This is a genomic window from bacterium (assembly GCA_026416715.1).
Classification (GTDB): domain Bacteria; phylum UBP4; class UBA4092; order JAOAEQ01; family JAOAEQ01; genus JAOAEQ01.
On the sequence record JAOAEQ010000009.1, the window covers coordinates 56,493 to 80,852 of the forward strand.

The 24,360-nt window shown below is 41.4% G+C and carries 22 protein-coding genes and 1 tRNA gene; 20 read left to right on the forward strand and 3 right to left on the reverse strand.

The genetic code is table 11. From position 1 onward, the window contains the following. Window position 1 precedes the first annotated feature (1 nt). Window positions 2-1,468 (forward strand): radical SAM protein, encoded by a 1,467-nt coding sequence (locus N3A72_05305; GenBank protein MCX7919018.1) that lies wholly within the window; start codon window positions 2-4, stop codon window positions 1,466-1,468. On the opposite strand, the gene N3A72_05310 is transcribed toward N3A72_05305, so the two are convergent. After that, a complete protein-coding gene (locus N3A72_05310) occupies window positions 1,465-3,606 on the reverse strand; it encodes a hypothetical protein (protein ID MCX7919019.1) in 2,142 nt (713 codons plus the stop codon). The two genes, N3A72_05305 and N3A72_05310, sit on opposite strands and share 4 nt — an antisense overlap. 287 nt (window positions 3,607-3,893) lie before the next feature. Between N3A72_05310 and nagA the strand changes: the two genes are divergently transcribed. The 12 genes from nagA to N3A72_05370 all read left to right on the forward strand — a co-directional run bounded on the left by nagA (window position 3,894) and on the right by N3A72_05370 (window position 13,081). Then, window positions 3,894-5,069, forward strand: a complete 1,176-nt coding sequence (nagA, locus tag N3A72_05315) for an N-acetylglucosamine-6-phosphate deacetylase (protein MCX7919020.1) — start codon at window positions 3,894-3,896, stop codon at window positions 5,067-5,069. A 208-nt stretch (window positions 5,070-5,277) separates the two neighbouring features. Then, entirely contained in the window at window positions 5,278-5,640 is a 363-nt protein-coding gene (locus tag N3A72_05320; GenBank protein ID MCX7919021.1) for a prepilin-type N-terminal cleavage/methylation domain-containing protein, read from the forward strand. A gap of 3 nt (window positions 5,641-5,643) precedes the next feature. Next, window positions 5,644-6,339 (forward strand): hypothetical protein, encoded by a 696-nt coding sequence (locus tag N3A72_05325; protein MCX7919022.1) that lies wholly within the window; start codon window positions 5,644-5,646, stop codon window positions 6,337-6,339. Window positions 6,340-6,488: 149 nt separating this feature from the next. Then, window positions 6,489-6,974 carry a hypothetical protein gene (locus tag N3A72_05330; protein MCX7919023.1) on the forward strand — a complete coding sequence of 162 codons (486 nt, stop codon included), beginning with the start codon at window positions 6,489-6,491 and terminating at the stop codon, window positions 6,972-6,974. A 45-nt stretch (window positions 6,975-7,019) separates the two neighbouring features. Further along, window positions 7,020-9,200: a GspE/PulE family protein gene (locus tag N3A72_05335; GenBank protein MCX7919024.1), complete on the forward strand. Its 2,181-nt coding sequence runs from the start codon at window positions 7,020-7,022 to the stop codon at window positions 9,198-9,200. Window positions 9,201-9,277: 77 nt separating this feature from the next. Continuing rightward, window positions 9,278-10,372, forward strand: a complete 1,095-nt coding sequence (locus N3A72_05340; GenBank protein ID MCX7919025.1) for a type II secretion system F family protein — start codon at window positions 9,278-9,280, stop codon at window positions 10,370-10,372. Between the two features lie 90 nt (window positions 10,373-10,462). Further along, window positions 10,463-10,538: transfer RNA gene (locus N3A72_05345), tRNA-Ala, on the forward strand. Window positions 10,539-10,710: 172 nt separating this feature from the next. Next, window positions 10,711-11,391 carry an RNA polymerase sigma factor gene (locus N3A72_05350; protein MCX7919026.1) on the forward strand — a complete coding sequence of 227 codons (681 nt, stop codon included), beginning with the start codon at window positions 10,711-10,713 and terminating at the stop codon, window positions 11,389-11,391. 148 nt (window positions 11,392-11,539) lie between these two features. After that, window positions 11,540-11,776, forward strand: a complete 237-nt coding sequence (locus N3A72_05355; protein ID MCX7919027.1) for a zf-HC2 domain-containing protein — start codon at window positions 11,540-11,542, stop codon at window positions 11,774-11,776. Window positions 11,777-11,934: 158 nt separating this feature from the next. After that, the gene (locus tag N3A72_05360; protein MCX7919028.1) at window positions 11,935-12,108 is read left to right on the forward strand and encodes a hypothetical protein; all 174 of its coding nucleotides are present in this window, start codon (window positions 11,935-11,937) and stop codon (window positions 12,106-12,108) included. Between the two features lie 209 nt (window positions 12,109-12,317). Continuing rightward, entirely contained in the window at window positions 12,318-12,779 is a 462-nt protein-coding gene (locus N3A72_05365) for a hypothetical protein (GenBank protein MCX7919029.1), read from the forward strand. Window positions 12,780-12,868: 89 nt separating this feature from the next. Continuing rightward, window positions 12,869-13,081: a DUF2997 domain-containing protein gene (locus N3A72_05370; GenBank protein MCX7919030.1), complete on the forward strand. Its 213-nt coding sequence runs from the start codon at window positions 12,869-12,871 to the stop codon at window positions 13,079-13,081. 73 nt (window positions 13,082-13,154) lie between these two features. On the opposite strand, the gene N3A72_05375 is transcribed toward N3A72_05370, so the two are convergent. Then, complete coding sequence (locus N3A72_05375; protein MCX7919031.1) at window positions 13,155-13,436, reverse strand: hypothetical protein; 282 nt, start codon at window positions 13,434-13,436, stop codon at window positions 13,155-13,157. A gap of 83 nt (window positions 13,437-13,519) precedes the next feature. After that, a complete protein-coding gene (locus N3A72_05380) occupies window positions 13,520-15,184 on the reverse strand; it encodes a divergent polysaccharide deacetylase family protein (protein ID MCX7919032.1) in 1,665 nt (554 codons plus the stop codon). Window positions 15,185-15,384: 200 nt separating this feature from the next. Between N3A72_05380 and N3A72_05385 the strand changes: the two genes are divergently transcribed. From N3A72_05385 to N3A72_05415, 7 genes are all read left to right on the forward strand, one after another. Then, window positions 15,385-16,368 carry an SUMF1/EgtB/PvdO family nonheme iron enzyme gene (locus N3A72_05385; protein ID MCX7919033.1) on the forward strand — a complete coding sequence of 328 codons (984 nt, stop codon included), beginning with the start codon at window positions 15,385-15,387 and terminating at the stop codon, window positions 16,366-16,368. A gap of 471 nt (window positions 16,369-16,839) precedes the next feature. Next, window positions 16,840-17,292, forward strand: coding sequence for a type II secretion system protein GspG (locus N3A72_05390; protein ID MCX7919034.1), 453 nt, complete (start codon window positions 16,840-16,842; stop codon window positions 17,290-17,292). A gap of 8 nt (window positions 17,293-17,300) precedes the next feature. Next, window positions 17,301-18,554, forward strand: coding sequence for a hypothetical protein (locus N3A72_05395; protein MCX7919035.1), 1,254 nt, complete (start codon window positions 17,301-17,303; stop codon window positions 18,552-18,554). Window positions 18,555-18,980: 426 nt separating this feature from the next. Beyond that, window positions 18,981-19,523 (forward strand): cob(I)yrinic acid a,c-diamide adenosyltransferase, encoded by a 543-nt coding sequence (locus N3A72_05400; GenBank protein ID MCX7919036.1) that lies wholly within the window; start codon window positions 18,981-18,983, stop codon window positions 19,521-19,523. Window positions 19,524-19,830: 307 nt separating this feature from the next. Further along, complete coding sequence (locus N3A72_05405) at window positions 19,831-22,518, forward strand: extracellular solute-binding protein (GenBank protein MCX7919037.1); 2,688 nt, start codon at window positions 19,831-19,833, stop codon at window positions 22,516-22,518. A gap of 72 nt (window positions 22,519-22,590) precedes the next feature. Next, window positions 22,591-23,535 (forward strand): carbohydrate ABC transporter permease, encoded by a 945-nt coding sequence (locus N3A72_05410; GenBank protein ID MCX7919038.1) that lies wholly within the window; start codon window positions 22,591-22,593, stop codon window positions 23,533-23,535. A 107-nt stretch (window positions 23,536-23,642) separates the two neighbouring features. Further along, entirely contained in the window at window positions 23,643-24,308 is a 666-nt protein-coding gene (locus N3A72_05415) for a hypothetical protein (GenBank protein ID MCX7919039.1), read from the forward strand. Window positions 24,309-24,360: the final 52 nt, after the last annotated feature.

Consider the following 24,360-nt stretch of genomic DNA (forward strand, 5'->3'; position numbering starts at 1 on the left):
CATGTCCCGATTACTAACGACTACTCCATTTCAACTCTTACAAGCAGAACGTGGGACGATTCGAAAATCGCATCGTGGTAAACTAAAACTTGCGTTGATTTATCCGAACACATATGCGATTGGAATGTCAAACTTAGCCGTACATACGCTGTATCGTTTATTCAACGCGCATCCGAACATCGTTTGCGAAAGGTTTTTTTATATCCCAGGGTATACTGGAATCCCGCGATCGCTCGAGTCGGGAACTGCGTTAACCGCTTTCGATACAATTGCTTGTTCTTTATCATTTGAGTTAGATGAGTTGAATTTAGTTGCGCTTCTTCGGCAAGCGAATATTCCGATTTTCCGCATAGAACGAAGCAAACGGTATCCATATCTTATCGCTGGGGGAATTGCGGTTTCCGCAAATCCGGAACCAATTGCGAATATCGTTGATGCGGTGGTTCTTGGCGAAGCGGAAGAAATTATTGAGCCAATGTTAGAGATTCTGATTGCAACTATGAACGATAAACGGAAACGGAACGACCGGCTTGAACGGTTATCGGGAATCTATTTACCGGATCGTAATACATCTGCGGAACATATTACGCGATTACATCTTACCGAATTAGATAAATTTCCGAGCGTTTCACAGATTATTACTCCTTATACCGAATTTAAGAACATGGTTCTGATTGAACTCGGCCGCGGATGTCCATATTCCTGTCGGTTCTGTTTAGCCGGTACATTCTATAAACCGGTTCGATATCGAAGTTTACACCACATCTATGAACAAATTGAGTTTGCTCGCAGATTTTCTGGAAGCGGCGCTATTCCGCGAATCGGTATTGTTGCCACAGCCATTGCTGATTATCCGCAACTTGATCAGTTTTGCGCAGAGATGCTTAAACGGAAGATTCCGGTTTCATTTGCTTCATTACGTGCGGATAAAGCGCCGGATCTCCTCTTTAGATTGTTAAAACAAAGTGGGCAGAAAACGATTGCGTTCGCACCAGAAGCTGGAACCGAAACGTTGCGAACCTCAATCGGTAAACCGCTCACGGACAATGAATTAATGGAACAAGTCTATCGAGCGGTATCGAACGGATTGTTAAATATCAAGTTGTATTTTATGCTCGGATTACCGCAAGAAACTGAGGCGGATATTCAAGCGCTTATAGCGCTGGTTAGACGGCTTCGCAATATTTTGATTTCTGCAAGTAAACCTTTTGGTCGCGCGGGTAAGGTAATTGTAGCGATATCCCCGTTTGTGCCAAAAAAAGGAACCGCGTTTGAACACGAGCGATTTGATGATATTGCAGAACTTAAACGGAAAAATCGTTTACTCCGAAGCGCGCTCCAGAAAGAAAATAATCTTCAACTCCAATTAGTTAATCCTCATACTGCCTGGCTAGAAACTCTCTTGTCGCTAGGTACTCGAGAGACGTTACCCGCACTGGTTACCGATACGGATAAGATATCCTCCTAGGTTGTTACAGATGATTTCTGGAGTCGTTCGAGTTCCATTTCTGCAGCGGTTAGTGCACCGGTCACAAGTTGATGCTCAGTTGGATAAGCAGCTTTAGTATAAATCTTTAACGCATTTTTGAAAAAGATAATCGCTTGCTGGAGGTTACGAACCTTATCCCCTGGCAGTTTAGAAAATCCGATTCCCATAAGATATTGTGCATTGGCATATTCACTTGAATGTTCGGTAGGTACATATACCGTCAGCGCTTCCCGGAAACAATCAAGCGCTTGTCCGATATTCTCTTTAGTTTCTCCGGTTGGAAGCTCGAGATACGCTTTGCCCAGAAGGACTTGAAGGTGCACATGGTCGAATGGGAACGATTGCCGTGTTGCAACTAATAACGCAGCAAAATAGTTATCCATAGCATTTTTAAGATTGGTCGCTTTATCACCTAAGTTTAATTCGTGGTAAGCTTTCCCTAATAGCATCGAAGCGTAGGCAAACGGTTCCGCATGTACTCCCTGAACGAAAATGGATAGAGCTTCGTTAAGTTCATCTATTGCGGATGCTAAGTTGTCATCTCGGGTAGGATTGGTGAGATGTAAGTGGATGGCACCAAGCTGGAGTTGGACTGCCGCATAATAGAACGGTTCTTGTTCGCGCGTGAAATAGCGTAACGCATGTTTACAACACGATAACGCTACCCGGGCGTTATCCTCGCGATTCCCTTGAGTTAGTTCGGTATATAATATCGCGAGAAGATATTGGGTCAGTGAATGTTCATAGGGAAAAACTGTTTCTGGAAAGAATCTTAACGCAGTTTCGCCATATTTAATTGCAGTTGCTAATTCCGTATGAAATTTTTTCTTTTGCTGAAGTCCAAGCGCTAAATGAACTAAAGCAAGGGTCAGATTCACCTGCGGATGGTCCCGATGATATTTATAGACGAACTCAAGAATTTGTTTTGCTAGTGGATAATGGTGTCGTAAATAAGCGGCTTCGGCCAGTTCGCAGAGACTGCCCAGCAGGAGCGGGCGAATATGTTTATCCGCGTTTGCTGAGTGAATCAGAAACTGGGCTAACGAGTCTAGTTCGTGTGCAAATGGTACTGGTTCAAATTTTAATCTCGTATCATGGCAGAAAATCCGATTCTGCCATAAATTGAAATATTGACGGGAGAGATAATCTATCGCCAATTCTATCTGATGGGGTTTAAGTCCTTTTCCTTCTTCACAATATCGAATACACCATTGAATAACTAAATCTTTAACCGCAGGAATGTTATAAAACCGGAATAAACTTAATACCCGAAAAATCGCGCGTTCTTCATTTTTCATTCGTAAATGGATCCAATGCCAGAACATATCTTTATTTTGAGAGAACTCGGTGTATTCCGAATCAGTTATCTTGGTGCCTCGCGTTTTTCGAGCGAAAAAATGCACGTAGCGTTCAAGGGTTCCATCCCCGTCTCGGACAAAATTCGCCCGCATTTTTTCATCTAACGGTGGAATATCGGTTGCATCGCAGACCGCGTCAATAAACAATCCGGTTTGTTCCGGTGTAAAATTCGGGAGCCGGATTTCTTTAAAGGTATCTTTGAACCAAGATGAAGTCGCGCGTTCAATAATCGGGTATAGTTCTTCATCTCGTGCGGTTATAATGACGGTTACCGGTTGTTGCGATTGTTTTTCAAACCAGGATATGGTTGCACGCAATCGATGGAGTAACCCTGGTGGTTTATACCGCCATTCGGATAACGATTCTGGCGCAGATACACTCGGTAAATGTGGTAAATCATCTATGAGAAGAACAATATTTGCGGTAGGCAACCCTTCTGGAAATTCGATAGGCGTCGAAAGACAACAACGTAAAACAAACACAGTAACCGGGTGAATTTGATGCAGGTTCCGAATAAGTTCGATCGCTTCCCGAGTTTTTCCGGAACACGGTCGACCAGTGATTGCTACTTTTTTCCCCATCAATTCTTGTACATTAGCAGTATTAAATGGGAGCGAGCGCGGAACATATCGCGGTATAACTTTTAGCGGGCAAGCAAGACGAAGAGATAATTCTTCTACCGGCACTAAATCAAAAGGAAATACCGCATCACCAGTCCAAAACTCAGTTTCCTTTTCTTTTTTACTGCCAAATAGCACAAAATTTAAGTAGATAAGTTAAATGGTTAAACAGTTATAACTATTTAACCTATCTATTCATTTTAGGTTTATCGGCATAATAGCACAATTTGATATAAAATGACAAGTATAAAATTATGCTAAGTAGCAAAATTTGTAACAATTTTTTGTCGAGAACATAAAATGTTTCTCTCAATTAACTTTTTGCAACCTAGCGTTATTCATTACGATTTTATGGAACCACTTGATTGTTTTGCAATAAAGGATAATCGAATTGAGATTTATAAATTATGGTATACTATTTACCTATGAAAAACAATAGGATTGCTATTATAAATGGAACCATTGTTACGCCTATCTCGCTCATTCAAAACGGAACGTTGGTGATAGAAAACCAGCGAATTAAACAGGTTGGTCATCGAGAACGAATTAAACTGCCGAAGGATGCGGTGATTATCAATGCTGCAAATCAACTTGTTGTACCCGGTTTTATAGATTTGCATCTTCAAGGGGCGTATGGTTACGACGTCTGGGATGAACCTGAAACTGCATTACCAACTTTATGTAAAAATCTTCTTCAGGGAGGAACAACCGCATTTCTTGCCACTACCGAATTTCATCCACCAACGATCAGTCGATTAAGCCGGTTCTTAGCAACTCAAAATTCTGCACCGGATAGCGAGCCAGCGGCGACCTGTATCGGGATACACCTTGAAGGACCATTTATCAACCCGGAACGAAAAGGCGGAATTCCAGGTGAATCTATTCAGCCACCAAGTAAAAAGTTACTCAAAGAAATCGAACGATTATCACAGGGCAATTTGAAAATGCTTACTATCGCTCCTGAATTGTTAGGAACAATTCCGATCATTCAACATGTTGTGGACCATGGTATCATCGCTGCGATTGGCCATACCAACGCATCGTTTGCAGAAGCAAAACGCAGTTTTGATGCCGGGATAACCCATACTACGCATATATTCAACCAGATGACTCCTATCCATCATCGTAATTCAGGAGCAACACTAGCGTGTTTATTGGATGACAGAATCTCGGTTCAAGTTATTTGCGATGGCATCCATCTCGATTGGGAAATTATCAAGTTGATTTATAGGCTTAAAGGAGCAAATAGAATGGTGTTAATAACCGATGCGATTCGTGCAGCTGGACTTCCAGATGGAATATATCATTCTCAAGGACACGGTCGAAAAATTATTGTTAAGAACGGTAAAGTTACCCGACCAGACGGAACAATTGCCGGAAGCACGTTAACGATGAATCGTGCCGTAGCGAATGCAGTTCACTATTGCCAGATTCCGCTAAAAGCAGCGATTCGTATGGCAACATTAACCCCAGCGCAAATCCTTGGGGTATCGCATCGCATTGGTAGTATAGCACCGAATAGAGAAGCGAATATTGTTGTACTTGATAATCGATTCCGGGTAAAAAAAGTTTTCGTTAAAGGGGTTATCCAAACAATCTGATACGAGTCTTTTAGTTCGCGCGAGAATCAATTGAATTTTCGGTTCATCATTCGTCTCAAACCAGGGGTAAATTTGCTATTTGTTCTAGTGTAATATTTTTGTAAAATAAATACGGTTTTCTCTTGACAAAATGCGGTTTTCTAGAGTAAATTTTATACAATTACTATCCCAATTAACTATTTTCCATCTATTAAAATTTTATTGCAGTATGGTTCAAACGAACTCCAAAAAAGGACAGACGTTAGTAGAAGTTATCGTAGCTATTGCGATAGCTGCGGTAGCAATTGTCGGTTTGACCGATTTGTTTATCACTGGATTTGATGCGTATGATTTAAGTCGAGGGTATACCTCTGCAGTATATCTCGCGCAGGAAAAAATTGAAGAAATATCCGCAGATAAAACTATGGCTGCTGAAGACCGACAAAGAATAACCTACTACTGGGAACGGAAACAGTATACTGCGCCTGAAGTTCAAGTTCCACCCGGTTTCATTCAGCTTGAAGTAAAGGTTAAATGGTCTGACCCGCATGGTCAGCATAGCATTAGTCTTGTAACCTTAAAACCGAAATAACGTATGCTGACATATAAACGACAAAATCTATATTTCAAATTCCGAGCTGCTCACGGGATGACGGTTGTTGAGGTTGTTGTAGCAATGGTGATCGCTGCAGTAGTAGTGTTCATTATTTACGGCGCAATGGATACGACGTTCCGACTCGGAAAACGAGGACTAGCGGAAATTGAACGATTAGAAGAAGCGCGATTAGCGATGGATTATATTACGCGCGATTTATCCGGCGCGGTAGCGTTAGCAAAAGATAACAACAATCATGTTTTATTTCAAGGGCGAAAGGGCGATGCGGTTGGTTTAGATAATGATTCTTTACTGCTGGTGGTTGGGAAAAGTTTACCGGAACAAAAAGGAAAAACTTCAATAACATTTCAAGAAGTGTTGTATGCGGTTCAAACCACGAATCGAGGAAAAGATTTCGAATCGCGGATATATCGTTATGAAGACGATATGATTGACGGTCAAGTTAATACCACAAAAAACGTTCACGGACTTGGTATTGGATTACCGAACGTTAAATATGGACTTCGATTACGGTATTGGGATACGCAGTTACCGACCGGTCCCGGATGGGTTGAAGAATGGATGAACCGACCTGGATTACCAAAACAGGTTATGGTCATTATTACCGTCCAGCATCCGAAAGAACAAGATGGAACGTTCCAATTACAAACTGTAGTTCGGCTGATGGCAAGTTAAAACCCGACTACGTCGGAAGCTCACGGTAAATCGGGATAAATTTCAATGAAAAAATCCCTAAATAAATCATATAATCATTACATTATAAAATTTTATTTAAATGATTAAATGATTTGAAGATGTGCTGATTTATTTGGATTTTGGATGTTATGAACAAAAAGGGTTATGTTCTCATCATCGTAATCAGTTTAGTAGCGATATTGTTAATTATCGCGTTATCTTTTTCCGGTTATGCTTATTATAGTTTAATGCGTGGTAGCCAGACGAAAGATAGTATCCAGATGCTTCATCTTGCAAAAGCGGGTATGCAAGTGGCTATAGCAGAACTGAAATCGAAATCCACGCCGGGTAAAATTGAAGGAGAAATTGTTCCGAAAACAGACCCGATAACCAGCGAAATGAGGTTGGTATACACTGCGGAATGGAAATTAGCTGACCCTGAACAAATTAATGCCCTCGGTAAGTTCGGGGTTACACCGACCAACATATATCAAATTGTCGCAAAAGGAACCGTTAAATTCAAAAATGAAGACCGGGCGATTCGGACGATTTTCGCCTTGGTTGACATTTCCAAAGTAGATAATCCGATCATCTATTGGGAGGATTTAGGAAACCAAATTGTGCAGCAATACTAACCCTTTTGGAAATTCGATATTCGATATTCTAATGTTAATAAAATTATGCCGAAAAAGAAAGAAACAAAATTAGGGAAAATGTTACTTGAAGCCGGGCTATTAACTGAAGACCAGGCGAAACGGCTCGAAACAGAATATCAGCAGACGAATAAATCGTTGTTAACGATTCTTAAACAAGAAGTTAACCTTGAAACCATTAAAGAATTGTTAACCTACCGTATCTCGGTTCCATTTCTCCGCGAAAAAACGGAAGTGCTACAGAAATCGCTGGTTGAAGAAGGGGTATTTACGGAAGCGGAATTAGAAGAGATCCTTGTTCAATATAAGCCGAAAGAGACGGATTTAGGTACCGCACTGGTTGAAGCAGGATTTATAACCGAAGACCAACTTAAAACCGCTCAGGAACGACAAAAGACCACTGGATTTCCGCTCGAACGAATCCTGATAAATCTGCAATATGTAACGCCGAAAAATATCAGCGATATTATTCGATATCAGCAAGAAGCGAACCAGGATAAAATTATCGGTAGAATTTTGATTCAACGCGGATTAATGTCAGAAAAAGAGTTTGCTACCGCATTAGAGAAGAAAAAGAAAGAGCGGATTCCACTAGGGAAAGTGCTGGTTGACGGTGGATTTCTCACTCTCGAACAGGTTAAAGAAACATTCGATAAGTATCTGGAAGTACCATATATAGATTTAACTACCGAAACTATATCTACTGAAATAGCGCATTTATTACCGGAACCATTTATTCGGGAACATCATGTACTCCCGGTGAAACGAGATAAACAACAGTTATGGGTAGCGATGCTAGATCCCTTAGATATCTCAACGATTGACGATATGGCATTATTAACCGGGTGCCAGATTGTTCCAATGTTAGTTGAGGAAGGACCATTAAAAATGATGACGGATAAACTATTCCCTACCGAAGAACAAGTTTCTCGTTTGGCGGGATCAGAACCCGGTGAAGTTAAACCAGCTGAATCTGAGAAACAGGTACAACCGACCACAATAAAAGGACCAGGTCCGATTATTGGAAAAGACCAGCTGATGCAACAAATTGATAGCGTATCGATAATTGGTTTAGTCAATTCAATTATTGAAACTGCGATACGTTCACGAGCAACTGATATCCATCTTGAACCGCAGGTGCCGAAAATGCGCATTCGGTACCGGATTGACGGGATGCTCCATGATGTTATGACGTTAGGTGAAGACCAACAGTTACCAGTTCAATCCAGAATAAAAGTTCTTGCGAATATGGATATTACCGAACGACGTCGACCGCAGGATGGACATATTACCTACCGAATGAACCAGAAAGATTATGATATCCGAGTTGCTACTTTACCGACCCATTTCGGTGAAAAAATTGTGCTACGGCTCCTAGACGAATCGCAGGTGTTGAAAGGATTACCCCAACTAGGATTTGAACCGGAAGATTTAGAAACCGTCCGCAAACTAATTCATCGGCCGTATGGGATGATTCTGGTTACCGGTCCTATTGGCAGCGGGAAAACAACTACGTTATACTCTGCATTAAATGAAGTAAACGTTTTAACCGCAAATATTGTTACTATTGAAGACCCGATTGAATACCAGCTTCCGGGAATTAACCAGGTTCAGGTTGACCCCAAAGTAGATTTAACTTTTGCGAGCGGTTTACGCGCTATCCTTCGTCAAGATGCCAATATCCTGATGGTCGGTGAAATCCGCGACGCGGAAACAGCAGCAATTGCGGTTCGTGCTGCGTTAACTGGTCATTTACTTTTTGCAACACTTCATACCAACGATGCACCGAGTGCCGTAACGACGTTAATTCATCTTGGGGTTAAACCGTTCTTGATCGCCAGTTCGGTCATTGGGGTTATTGCCCAACGTTTAGTTAGAACCATTTGTCCACATTGTAAAGAAGAATATGAACCGGATGCGGCTTTAAAAGAAGAACTCGGCTTGAGCGCAAAAGAAAAAGTAAAATTGTTCCGTGGAAAAGGATGTGAAGCTTGTTTCCGGACTGGATATATCGGACGAACCGGGGTGTTCGAAGTATTGAAAATGACGGATACACTTCGCGGTATGATTACCGAAGGTGAATCAGAAGTTAACATTAAGAAAACTGCGATTGCTGAAGGGATGAACACTATTCGCGAAAGTTGTATTAAAAAAGTTCTTGCTGGAATAACGTCGGTAGATGAACTTATTCGAACGGTATATTTATAAGGAAAGGCAAATCCGAATGTCAAATATCGAGTTTGGTTCGGATTCGGATTTCGATATTCGGATTTGATGTATAGTTTATGGCGGGAAAACCGAAAAAGAAAAGTTTATTAAAAATTAATATTCCTCGTCCGATATCACAGAAGGATATAGCGGTTTTTTCGCGGTCATTATCGCTCTTGATTGATGTCGGGGTTCCGTTATTGCGGAGTTTACGAATACTTTCCGAACGAACGAATAATCCGCGGTTAGCGAAAATTGTTAAAGAAATCGCTGACCATGTTGAAGGAGGTGGGAGTTTATCCGGCGGATTAGCGAAATATCCGCGGATATTCAGGCCGTTAATCATCAGTTTGATTCGGGTTGGAGAAACCGGCGGTGTTTTAGAAAGTTCATTACGGCGTATTGCAGAAATGCTGGAGAATCGCATTGCATTAACCAGTAAAATACGGTCTGCGATGATGTATCCTACAGTGGCAATAACGGCTTCTCTTGGTGTAGTCATATTTCTGTTAACCTACGTTATTCCGATATTCGTCCCGTTGTTTCAGAAAAAAACACAAGGACAAGTTAACCTACCGTTACCGACCCAGATTATTCTTACGACATCAGATTTCCTCCGAAATCAATGGGCGATTTATGTGCCTTTATTGATCATCATCATTATCGCCTTGATTATTTACGGAAGAACTGCTTCCGGAAAATTATTATACGATCGAATTCGATTACGGGTTTGGTTAATTGGTCCGATATTTACCAAACTGGTTATCGCACGATTTGCCAGAACGTTAGCAACATTACTCCGCTCAGGAATCGGTTTATTGGAAGGATTACAGATAGCGAAAGATTCGGTTGGTAGTCCGAACGTTGCGGAAGCGCTTGAAAAAACCCGGGCAGGAATCGAAGCTGGCGGACGGATGGAAGACCAGTTACGAGATTCAATTTTCTTTCCGGGATTAGCGGTAGATTTAATTGCGGTCGGTGAACAAGCCGGTCAACTCGAGACGGTACTCCAGCGTCTAGCAGAATCGTATGAACAGGAACTGGATGACCTGATTCACGGAATGACGTCAGTAATCGAACCGATTTTGATTGTTTTTGTCGGTGGTATTGTTTTATTTATCGCTTTATCTGTTTTCCTACCCTATTTCTCACTGGTTAAAATTATCCAGTAATTTTATGAAAGTACCGGGTACCAAGTACAGAAATGAGATAAAGTTCCGGTGCTTGGTACTTCATCCTTCGGACTAGGTACTTTTTAGCTTGGGGACGTAGTTCAGCTGGGAGAACACCACACTGGCAGTGTGGGGGTCACGGGTTCGAGTCCCGTCGTCTCCACCATCTTTAACAGACAAAACCAAATATCGCGATACGAAATCCGAAACAAATAGGGAAAAAGAAAAAGAGCATTCCTTAAAATCCCGATTGTAATCCTATCGTTTTTGTTTTTACCTTATAGTTTTTAATTTTTTAGTACGATTTTCGATATTTGGATTTTAGATTTGTTTATTTTATGGATTCAGATGATACATTATTATTAACCCAGTCCGCTGCTGGAAATGAATCTGCGTTTGAAACCTTGGTAATCCGATATCAGAAAACTGTTTATTTCGCTGCATATCGGCTGATCCATAATCACGCTGATGCCGATGATATCCTACAAGAAACATTTATTCGTCTCTATACGACGCTGCAACAGGGGAAAACTATCGAAAATCTTATCGGCTGGCTCTATCGAACTGCGGTGAATCTTGCTATCGATAAACTTCGGCAACGAACCCGGTTAAAAGAGACCACAATTGAATCCGCTACGTCGGAATCGACTGAATCTATCCATATCGAAGTACCGGATAACCGAACTCTAGCGCCAGATGAAATAGCGATTGGGAATGAGCGCAGAACGATTATCCGTCGTGCGATAGATTCGCTCCCGCTACAGGAGAGAACCATAACCATTCTCCATGATTTAGAAGGTTTGAAAATTAAAGAGATTGCTGAAATCCTCGATTGTGCTGACGGAACCGTTAAATCGACTCTTTTCCATGCGCATCGCCGGCTCCGGCAAAAACTGCTCCCATTGATGCTTGAACTCCGTGGGGAAGCTGGAGCGAAAGTTGAGGTATCAGATTCAAAATTGCGCTATACTTCCGGATTAGAACAGAAGAAGGAACAGCTCGCAACGGTTAAGCGATAATTTCTTCTTCGACTCCACTCTTCAGCGAAGGTTGTATCCCGATTTCTCGGGATTAGGTGTAAAGGAGAATTGATACCATAAATAGTTCTAACCTTGAGGTATAGCTCGGATCGACGCATTTTACATTTTGCATTGAATCTTTTTGACTATGTTTTGTTATTTCATCCGTAAAAAATTAGCGGAATATGATGAGGGTGCCCTAGCTCCGAAATCTAAACACAAGGTTGACCAGCATTTAAGTCAGTGCGCGGATTGTATGGGCGAATTATATACGTTGCGGAAAACCCGGCAGATAGTTGCCGAATTGAATAACGAACCATGTCCACCGGAATCATATTGGCATCAGGTCTGGCAGCGACTTCGCGCGCGATTATTTCTACAGTAGGAGCTCAAAGTAACTTTTTCTACTTAGCTTGAGCCAAGGGTTATCCTGATTTATCGACAGAAAAAGGGCGGTAATCCAAAGCTCATGATGAGTCGAAAAGCTCAATATAGTTCGACATTATAATTGGCATTTTTGAATTGCTAATATCAGGTTATATTATGAAGAGAAAAAGAATTATCCCTATGGAATCAACGATTTATATCGAACCAGATGGAAAAATAAATATTATCAACTACTCGAAAGAAATGGTTGACTTAACAACTGCCTTAAATCCAAACCGAAATAAGCGGATTACGAGGTTCCACCCAAATCGGAAAAAGAAACGGAAATAAACCTTTACCCTATTATAATCGTCTTAAAAATATCATTTCATTAATTACGAAAAAATTAAAGGGTATGATTGAATGTTGGTTTTTCGTCTATGGTTAACGGCTACGTTTTTGAGTATAATCAGTGCGCATAACTCATAAACCATATATTTTATCGCGAGCTGAATCGGTTAACTCAGCTTTAAAAATCTATAGCATCATTTTCCTTGGTTATGAGCGCAGAAATTATTTTACTTCCCTATATAATCGAAAGTTTAAGTGACCTGCTTGATACCGCTACAACTACTGGCACTCGATTAGGATATTCAATGAAGAAGATAACTCCGCTTGCGGTTAAACCGATTGAACCGCGATTTCGCCAGATAGAATTAGCGGTGAATAATAGTGAAGTGGTCGCGAATGGATTAGCTGAAGAAGAACAACTTGAGTTTACGAAAGGAAATATTACGATAACGTTTAAACGTGACGAACGAAAACGGTTATCCGTTTGCGTTTCCGGAACGACTAAGACTGAAGAGGAATTACGACAAGCTGGAACGGAATTTGCTCACCGGCTGGTTCAGCAATACGTATATCAGAAAATTAAACGGGAACTGCAACAGCGAAAGTTCGTTATTACAGAAGAAGAAACTACGCCGCAGAATGTTATCCGATTGAAAGTTCGCCACTGGTGAACCATTGATGCAAACGAATGGAGCCGGATGCGAGCGGATATTGTTTTATACGTGAGAATACGCTAAAAACCATTCAACTTTGATTTTCTATGCGAAAGAGAAAAATCGAGTTTGAAATTGAAATCGACCCGACCGGAGAAGTGAAAGTCCATATTCAAGGTGTCAAGGGGAAAGGATGTCTGCAGTATGCGGATTTATTTAAGCATATCGTCGGCGAAATTAAACAGCAAACGCTAACTCCCGAATACTACGAACCGCCGGATACGGATGTTAGCATTTCTATCCAGACTGAAAATAGTTAATTGCTATTTCGGACGATTTACATTTTAGGAGAGGGTCGTAAGAAAAATAAACTTGATATATTCTGCAGTTAAATTATTTTTTAAACAAATTATCAAACTTCGCTTTCGTCTCTTCTTTGCTAGGTTGCCGTTTCGGTTCAGATTCAGCGAACTCGAATTCTTCACAGAAATTGTATTTCTGCCGGTTAGTGACCCATTCGGTAGTTGAACTCTTGCATTTATTAGATGCGTTCGGGTCATACAGTCGGCAGTTATAACAGCAATGCAAATATGCATGGCATTTGCCGCAGGTACTCTGGAACGAGAAAGGATGCGATTCCTGATACGGTTCCCCGCAGTTATAACATCTTTTCATAAAGAATTGAGTATACTTATTGTTTCTTTTACTTTTTCGATGATGCTCTTTGCGGCTTCTTAACGCTCTTTGCGGTTAAGTTTCTATTCCAACCACCATTCACTCAAAACCACCGGCACAGTATGAATTACATCTTTATATACCCACTTCACGCAATCTGCGCGAATCTGTTTGCTTCCACTTCCAACCAGTGAGTTATCCAGCATAACATATCCGTTCGTGTCTGCTGGCATTTGATAGGTTCCGATATAGTGCCATCGGTTCGGTTCCCGCGCTTGGTTCAGAATGAAAACTGAATCCCCACTAATCGTTCGAATGGTTACTTTAACCGAATCTGCAGCGTTCGTAGTCCCCGCTCCGAACCCGACGAAGATTTCATATTTCCCAGCTTCCTGCAGGTTCGGAACGAATTTCGCTGACTGATAGGTTGCGGTGCCAATGGCATAATATGCATTCCCATCATAACACTCTTGCGAAATCATATCGTTTGCGGTCGTCTGCCAAGAACCGGTTAAAATAACCGATGCACCTGCCGGCTGGAAATCGGTTTCAACGATATACGCAACGTTTTTCGAGAGCCGAATCCAGGCGACGCCAGCGGTTTGTAAATCGTACGCAACGGTTAATAACGCAGGAACAGTGTCATTATATTGGTGGCATATCAGGAGATGGTTATAGTTCGGGGAATATTTTGCACGTTCTGCTATTGATAGAATCCGAGCTTTTGTATCCTGAACCGACGCACCGTCACCGAATAAATCCCGTTCTGCGGTAAGTAATCCCGTCTGTTTAGCTATATCATAAGCAACGGAATCTGTTATCGTCCGGCTATCGTAAAAAATCATCCGCCGGTCTCTCAGTTTATTCATAACCACCTGCAGACCGTGCGCAAACTGGCTGAACCGGCTCCCTCGATGATTATTCATACCGATGATATAGGGATATTCGGAATTGATATTAGTCGTTAAACAGGATAAAATTTCCGCATCACTCATCCCAATATATAGACAGGTTGCATCCGATGGATTATAATTCGGATCTACGGTTGCTTGCATCGGCTGATGCAATATGGTTTCGAGTTCTTTCGCCGCCGCAACGGTTAATACTGACAGGGTATAAGCCTGAAACGGCATAACTGCATAGGTTATACTCGAACATTGAGCGAATAGTTGATAGGTATACGTTGACATATCATAAGGGTTCAAGGTTCCTAGGTCATCTACCACGATAGTTATCGCTGGTGTAGTAACATCTATCGTTGGTAGACTCGGTGTGCCTAGATAGGTCAATCTGAGCGCATCCGCGATAACTTTAGTTCCCGCACCAGTCCAGTGGTCAGTCTGGGTTATTCTACCAGCGTTAGTAAATTTGCAGGTTGCTAACGAATGCCAACCGGTGCCGACATAATTCTGCGACCGGATAACTGTTGAAACGCCATAATCATCTTCGATAATATATTCCGCAGTTGCGGCATAATTTCCGTTATCGACATAGAACTCGATGAAATAGGTTCCGGTAGGAATCCCATCAATAGTCCAGACTGCTAACGACGTTCCGATACTTGGACCGACAGCACTGAATTTAAAGTTACCGTTAAAACTGCCAGTTTTATCCAGAATGAACGCGCCGGTTTTTATACTTAATACTGGGTCTTCTCCATCTAGCACAATCTGATACGCTTGCGTAAAAGATGCACCGAATACTAGCAACAACATGATTATAACCAATTTTATATATTGCATTTCCATTTTGGTGTTTTTTCCTAAATAATGGGAATTGAATTAAAAAGGGTACAATAACACGCTAACTTCTGCAAGTTAAAGTACCATATTGAATATGTTCGGATGGAACTTTTTTCCCTTCCTAGTCGTCTAATGTAACAAGTATTGTACCGTCTGATAGGTAGCGAACTGCAATCAGAATTGATAGCAAAATGAGGAGAACTACTATGAATATCAATCTGGCTAAAACCATAATATCAGTGTGCATGCTCGCAAGCGTTAGCGTAGGATTCACAGCTCCAAATGGAGAAGCAAAACAATTCAAATTCAGCACCACAATCGAGAAAGAGCGTCCGGAGCTGAATGAAGAAACAAAAAGATTAATTGCAGCGTATCGTAGGGATCCATCCGAGGCGAATCTGGCGGCATTGAGAAAACAGGTTGAAGTTAATTATGATAAAGTTATTATGCGTAAAAAGGCGAAGCTTGAGGAGTTAAAGCGAACTGCCAAGGATACATCCAAGGTTCAGGAAATGCAGGAGATTGTAGATGAGGTGATTCAGAACAGAGAAAAACGCATTGAACAAAGCTTGCTCCGTTTCACCGATCCACGTCTTCGTCCCGGTTCCCGTTATACCAATGATGGATATTTGCCAGTGCTCGGAGCCGCTCATAACGTATCGATCGCTTACACTCCGGTCACAAACGAAGAATATTTCAAATTCATTACGGCAACGGGAAGAAAGCCGCCGAAGGATTGGATTAATGGAATTATGCCTGTTGATAAGGAACGGCATCCCGTGGTGAATGTATCCTATGATGATGCCACCGCATATTGTAAATGGCTCTCGGATAGGGATGGGAAAGCAATTTACCGCCTGCCCACCGAAATGGAATGGGAGCTTGCTGCTGGACACATGCCTAAAGATGCGGATTTCAATTGCGGCGAGAAAAACGGAACGACGCCAGTTGATGCTTATGCAAAAACACTAGCGGCTTGCGGTGCAATCGACATGTGGGGTAATTGTTGGGAATGGACTTCTACCAAAATCGCGACTTCCCAAGGCATAGAACCTGGTAAAACTGTTATGGTGGTAAAGGGCGGGTCTTGGTGTTCAGCTCGGATGAGCTGCCGCACCGAATATAGGGAAGGAAGGGAACCATCGGCTAGCTTCAGTGATGTTGGTTTCCGAGTCGTCCGCGAGAATTGAGATGTAACTCTATGCAGTCCTGAAAAAGGTCGAACTAGACGGTGCGCCCAACGTTAATCCGTGTCACGTCTCGTGCTTGTCGCTTCGCTTCGACACGAGTCGCACCCCGCTCCCCGGGCAAGCGTAGGTGACCTTGAACGTTCGAGCCATTCGGTATAAGCAAACCCTGAAAGTAGAAAGCAGTAAGGTGTAAGCGGCTTATTACTAAAAGAACTACTAATTTTATGCCAATTATCCTCATCATTAGCTACAACAAAACCTATCAACTTCGTCCATTGAGAACCAACTTTCAAAAAGTAAAACCAAGGGCTAGACTACAAAATCACAAAAGAATATTCTGAAATCCCAACAACTTTTTGAAAGTCTTTTATTTCACGTCTTCTGATAAAAGCTTGACAAAACTCGTACCCTTACCCTACAATGATATAAAATCTCAAGTTATCATCGAGGATAATTCTAAGAGAGGACACTATGAAAAAAGCATTTTTGGTTATGTTCGTAGTAATCATTATCGCTGGTGGACTATACTTTCTATGGATAAAACCGAAATTAAACCCTGCAGTAACTCCTATCCAACTCACAGGGTCACCAGCTGAAAAGGAACAGGCTATTAAAAATCAGCTTGCACAAGCGGAGGATGATCTTCGTTCGCTTCATATCGCATTAGATTCCTGGAAAGTTGATAATAAAACTTATCCGGATACGTTATTTGTTTTGACAACACCGATTGCATATATAGTTAGGATTCCTACCGACCCGTTCACTCAAAATGCAGTATTCAATTATAAGAAACTCAATGATAATGATTTTATTATCTGGAGTATCGGACCGGATGGGAAAAATGATAACGGGCAAATTGTTTATGACCAGAATAACGGATTAACCAGCAGTGGTGATATTATTCGGAGACCGAAAACCAATTAAATTCCCAGATGAAAAAGGTTATTATTATTGCTATTGTTATAGTGGCAGTGCTGGTAAGTGTAAGCGTATATTTCTGGATTAGCTCGAATTTCTTAACTCCATCTGGTTCAGTAACAAGCACTATTGGTTCGACTACAGTAGTTCTCCTACCTGAATTCACCCAACACTCTGAAACAAATACACAGGATTATATTGAACAAGCAATCGCTATGTTCCCATTGAAAGAAATGCTCCCAGCAGGGAAAACCGCTACCGATATTTTAAAAACTATGGATTATGCTGCTGCTGAGAAACTTTTACCGCAGATTGAACAATGCACAGCATCATTTGCAGAAATCAGAAATGCGGTTAATGCGAAAATTAACATTTGTCCCGAAGATTTCCGACCGGAACGGAAACTACCGAATTTTCTTGCTGCGCAAATGATAGGAAAACTACTTGTAATTCAAGGAATGGGATTCGAGAATCAAGGGAAACTAGACAAAGCGGTGAATAATTATCTGCTCGGTGTGCAGTTCGGAAGCGTTTTCGCTGGGAAGAATACCTCGTTAACGCAGAAATTGGTTGCCAGCGCGTTAGAGAACATTGCATATAATCCGCTCAAACAGTTTGTACTTAATAATCCGAAAGATTCTAATAACTTAAAACAGATAATTCACACGTTAGAGAAAGCTGAACAGAATCGAGTCCCGTTTACCGAGGTGTTCTTTTCTGAAAAAAAGACTTTGCAATATATTCTGCAGAATGCGAAACACTATGCGCAACAGGATAAAGCGCTCGCAAAATTAACCGAACCTGAAATCCAGCGGATTCTGGCTGAAAGTGAGAAAATATATGCATATTTGATACAAACGTTTGCTTTGCCGTATCCGCAGTTTCGGCAGGAAAACTTAGGGTCGAAACTCACCGCAATGGTTAGGAAAGTCCATCCGATAGTAAGCGTTTCGCTGCCGAATTTTGAATCTGCGATGATCCGCGAGTTGAGTACTGCAACTGATAATCGGCTGATTCGGATTCTTGCTGCTTTAGAGTTATATTATCAGGAGAATCGCACGTACCCGAATTCGTTATCTGAACTAGCGCCACGGTTTTTATCTACGGTACCGAAAGATTATTTCTCGGATTCGGATTTTATGTATGGGTTAGTTAGTAAAACTTTCTATCTTTATAGTATCGGTCCAGATATGCAGGATAACCATGAACGACCAGTCTATGACCCAACCAACGGTACTGTCAGCGTCGGCGATATTATCGGTCGATAAACCATAATTTACCACCACGACACCAAAACACAAAAATATTCCGTGTCTCCAACAAAATCTTTATATCGGTTAATTATTGTATCTCTTGGTGTCTAAGTTCGTTCGGTATTATTCCGTCTTCTCAATAGAGTGAAATCAAGGGAGTAAGCTACTCCCTTAACCCTGCTCCGCTCTTTCTCCACTTAGTTCCCGTTACATTTGTGTTACTGAAAGACAAATTCAGCTTAGCTAAAATTCGGAGCAAAGATGAACGAGCTATGAGCTCGTTCATCCCTGTTCCGATAAACATTCGGATTTCACAAGATAAAAATTCAAAATCTAAAAATTATCATTGACAATACCTACGTATTCTCTTATGCTATTAAGAGTCTTTATTTTTTTAACAACGATCGAAAAACCATGGTAATCTGGGGTTAATAAAAGAATATGGGTAAAGGATTGGTTCATGTTTATACCGGTGACGGGAAAGGGAAAACGACTAGTGCGTATGGGTTAGCGGTTCGTGCGATAGGTGCGCATAAACGCGTGTTAATTTTGCAGTTCTTGAAACCGAATGCGGAAACATCGGGAGAAAATGCGGCGTTCCGTCAATTACGACCGAAACCGACGGTCGTTTGTGTCAACCATTATCAAGGATGGTTATTCCACACGCCGGAATATGAAAAGAATTTTCCGATTGCAACCGAAGAAATCAGGAAATCACTTGATTGGCTGGAACAAGAATGGCAATCTGGAAAGTATGATATGGTTATTTTAGATGAAATAAATAATGCAATGGATTTAAAAGTTGCTTCAATCTCGCGAGTTATCGAGTTAATCAAGACTCGGCCGGAAAAAATCGAGTTGGTTTTAACCGGACGGAATGCGCCGCAAGAGATTATTGCGCTAGCGGATTATGTAACGGAAATGAAATCAATAAAACATCCGGCTGATTCCGGCGTTAAGCCACGGAAAGGAATCGAATTTTAATTTATTATTGAAAGTCTTATCGAGACAATTGGAATATTCTGCGGAGGAAATTATTAGCAGCCGTGGTGCGCGCGACTAAGTTAAATGTTCTACGATAACCGCAGCATTTCGTGCTGGACTAGGTTTCAGTTGCCCTTTAACAGGGCTAAAAATACCGAAAACCCCTATTTTTCTCCTGTGGGATCATTTCAAACTTGGCTAAATTCACTTTCCTGTGTTGAGGGTTAATTCCACCTAGAAATGACTGATTATATATTTCAACTTGACTATTTCGCAAACTTAGTTTGATATAGTATAATATTCAATTATGGTAAACAAATGCTCAAAACAAACTCGATTAATTAGCTTCATTCTCTTCGGTATCCTTGGAGGACTGCTTGTCACCGGTTGCGCTTGGCTGAAACTTGGGCAGAAACAAAAAGAAGAAAAAATGATTATTGAAGTCTGGAATTTTCCACGACCGAAAGAAACTGAAGCGTGGCAATTTAGTACCTTTTCAACTTTCGAGAAGAAATATCCGAATGTTAAAGTCGAGTTTACCCGATTATCTTGGGCGCGTGGCGGTCAGAAACTTGATGTAGCGGTTGCCGGCAGTAATTATCCGGATATCTGTGGGTCAGCCATGAAACCGTCGTATGTCCTCCAAGATGTACTCGAACCGCTTGATGATTATCTCACCCCGGAAGAACGAGCAGATATCTTTCCACAACCGTTGAAAGTATGTCAGTTTGAAGGGAAAACCTATGCGTTTCCGTGGTATTCAACGGTATATATCACCATTTTAAATACTGATATCTTTAAAGAACGTGGGGTTCCTTTACCAAAAGATGGTATCTGGACGTATGAAGAGTTTGTTGAGAAGATGCAGAAACTGACATTCGACCGAGATGGAGACGGGAAAATTGATGTTTACGGAATTGGGTTCGGTGTTATGCCAGGCACGGGTGAAGCATGGGGCGTGATGTATAGTGACGGTGGCAGGTTTTTTAACGATGAGATGACCGTATGTACAATAACCAGTGCAGAATTTATGTCCGGGGTACAAAAACTGGTTGATTTAGAGCATAAATATAAATGTGCGTTACCGAACGCTGGCGGATTAGAACCATCCGGTGCGGTCTGGGATACATTCATGAGCGAAAAACGGCCGTTAGCGGCAACGTTCCAAGGCCAATGGGCGTTAATTTCATTAAAAAAACGGAATAAAAAAATTGATGACCGAGACCCGGAAGCGGTTCGACAGAACTGGAAGAAACTGAATTTTTCTGCAGCGATAACCCCGATTGGGAAAAGCGGGAAAATAACCACTGCATCACCCGGAGTCGGCAATTGGGTGGTATTCAAACAATCAGATCCCAAAAAACGAGCGTTATGTATTGAATTAGCGAAAATGTTAGCGTTATCTGATGAAGCGCAATGGATTAACTATAATTCCGGCACACTTCCGGTTCGGAAATCAATCGGTAACATTTATGGCGATGACCCAGATTTCGCTATTTTATTTAAAGCGTATGAAAATGTGATTATGCCTGCGTTCCATCCGGAAGGGCAGAAGATGGATAATGTAATTCAGCGGCAGATACAGAATGCCCTGCTAAAAGAGAAATCGGTTGAAACCGCTATGCAGGATGCGGCGCGAGAAGTTGGGCATATTTTAGCGATGTACCAGAAAGAGCGAACCATGACAAAAGAAAGTCACGGACCAAAACTAACCCCACGACAAATGATGGTGGTTATATCAGTAGGGATTATTGTCGCGATTATTTTAGTGATAACTGTACTGCTGCTACGCGAACCGGAACCGATGAAATTACTCCGAAAACATTTCTGGTCATATTTATTTATTGCGCCGAGTTTATTCGTATTCACGATTTTCATGCTCATGCCAGTAACCTATTCAATTATTTTAGCATTCCAGAAATTTAGCGTTACCGGCAGTTCTTGGGTTGGATTCGCAAATTTCTACAAAGTTTTCACCAGTGAAGTATTCTGGAAATATGCGATTCCGAATACGCTCGTCTATACCTGCATTATGGTTCCGGAAGGAATCATTGTTGCGTTGTTATTAGCGAGTGTGATTAATCCGCTCGGTCCGAAAACCCGTGCTTTTTTCCGTGCAGCGTATTATCTGCCTGGAGTAATTGGAGCGGTGCTGATTGCGATGATCTGGAAATGGATTTATGACCCGACATTCGGCTTATTTAATTCGGTTATCAATAGTTTTATTAATCTCATCAGTCCGTTCCCGATTCTTAAAAACGCGTTTGATACCACAACATATACTGTGCCCTGGTTGGTTTCAATCTGCATTTTCGTCGGACTACTCTATTTATTCGGTTCGATGTTGGTACGTGGGTATATCTACCTGCTCTGTAAAGGGAAAAATCCGGAACGACCGTCAAACCTTAACTTTACACCCGCACAAAAAACTGTTCTCTACATTGCCAGTGTAGTCTCGATAGCAATTATCGCTGGAATTCTCGGAATTATTATTCAAAAAGTTATTTTCACCCCAGCGCAAGTCTATTTATCATCAATTCGGGAAAAACATCAGGTTGATTGGTTGATAAATCCGGCGATCGCGTTATATTCGATTATGTTATCCGGAATGCTCATGGCACCAGGCGGTGGTGTGATACTCTTTTTAGCAGCAATGGGTCGTGTTCCGAAAGAACTCCACGAATCTGCTATGATTGACGGTGCAGGTGGGATAAAACGGTGGTGGACAATTACCGTTCCACTGTTACGACCGACGATACTATACCTGCTGGTAATGGGCACCATTGGATCGTTCCAAGTATTCACGAATATCTATATTATGACCGGTGGTGGTCCGGGATATGCTACCACGCCATTGGTTATGTTGATATTCCAAACCGGTTTCGAAAATTTCGAGTTCGGATTAGCATCAGCGCAGGCGCTCGTCTTATTTGTTATGGTAGTTACCGTAGCCGTAATTCAATTTAAGTTTTTGAAAAGTGATGTCGAATATTAAAACAATTACCACGTGTCAAGTACCAAGTATAAAAAAATAAAATTTTGTACTTAGTGCATTGTCCTTCCTTCTATGTCGGCTGAAGATATTGAAACTCAAGAGAGAATTTTAACCAAACGAAGTGCTATTTTGGTTATTCCGGTATATGTTGTGCTGATAACGTGGGCGTTCGTATCGTTTGTTCCGGTTATCTGGATGTTTCTAACCGCATTCACGCAAAAAGATTTGTTGGTGAAAATGCCGCCGGAAATAAGTTTGCGTGGGTTCACGTTCGATAATTTCGTTCGGCTGTATGAGTATTCGCAGATACCGCTGGTCAGTACTGGCAGCTGGCTTGCTAGCTGGTTACCGAAATTTCTCGTTGATATGAAAGTCGGAATAATTGTTCGTTGGTTTTTAAATTCACTATTTCTCGCTTGTGTGAACACTGGGTTTAACTTATTCTTCGATTCATTAGCTGGATATTCGTTTGCGAAACGGCGATTTCCGGGAAATAAATTCTTATTCTGGATGATTTTATCAACGATGATGGTTCCTGGTCAGGTAACGTTAGTTCCATTATTTTTAATGATGATTAACCTCGGATTATTAGATAGTTATCTTGCGTTGATACTACCGTCAATAGCCGGGGTGTTCGGGATATTTTTAATGAAACAGTATATTCAGAGTTTGCCATCGGATCTAGAAGAAGCAGGCCGGATTGATGGTTGTAGCGAGTTCGGGATATTCTGGCGAATTATTTTGCCGTTATGTAAGCCAGTATTGGCAGTACTTGGTATCTTCATTTTCGTGGGAAACTGGAATAATTTCCTCTGGCCATTGATTATTTTAAAAAGTGAAAAGATGTATACCTTGCAAGTTGGATTAGCTATTCTTCAGCAATTGCAAGAACATGGGGTAGATTATGGAATTCGTATGGCCGGCGCAGTGGTTGCCGCGGTTCCAATTCTTATCGTGTTCCTATTCATGCAGAAATATTTTATTAAAGGGTTAACCATCGGCAGCGTGAAAGGATAACCCTATAATTCCGAATTTCCTAATCCAAATGTTAATAGGTTTACTCCAATTCTATCAGGATTTTGGGATTTGGAGTTTGCTCGAAAGAAGGCATTATGCCTTTCTTGATGACACAATTTCCGCGCTGGTTAGAGTTTAGCGGGTTACCGCAGAAAATTGCTGGTCAACTTGGAGTAGATGGCTGGCTTATATTAAAAAAACTTATTGAACTCGATTGTTTATCGAATCCGCAACCGGATTTGTTCTATGAACCGATTGAACGAATCGCACAGATGACCGGAGTTGCGTCGTCCCGAGTGCGCGCGCTGCTTGAATCATTGCGCGAGTTGGAGTATATTGATTGTTATCTCCCGGAAACCGATGCGGAACCAGCATATTTAAAAATTCGGAGTCCTATATCAACACCGATTAAACCGACTGAAATTCCGTTCGCAGATGGCGGATTAAACGGTGCAACTGACCCGATAACGATACGATACTACCACCCAGCCAAACCAGTAAAACTAGAAAACGGGACGAAATTCGCGCAGATATTACATTGGTATTTTGATTTATGCGGAATGCGGATGAATAATATTATTCTCGATGAATTGAAAGAACTCGAAGCGAATTTTGATATAGATAAAATTAAAGCTGCATTCCAAAAAGCCAAACAGAACAATATTCGCAGTTTAAACTATGTGTTCAAGCAACTCTATGCGCCATTAAAAAAGGATAAACCAAAGAACCCAAAAACGAAAAAACGAAAGAACCAGTTACATGAATACCACTAAACACAAGGTACGTTTCTTCGTTTCTGCGTTCTTACATTTTTAGTTGAGATCC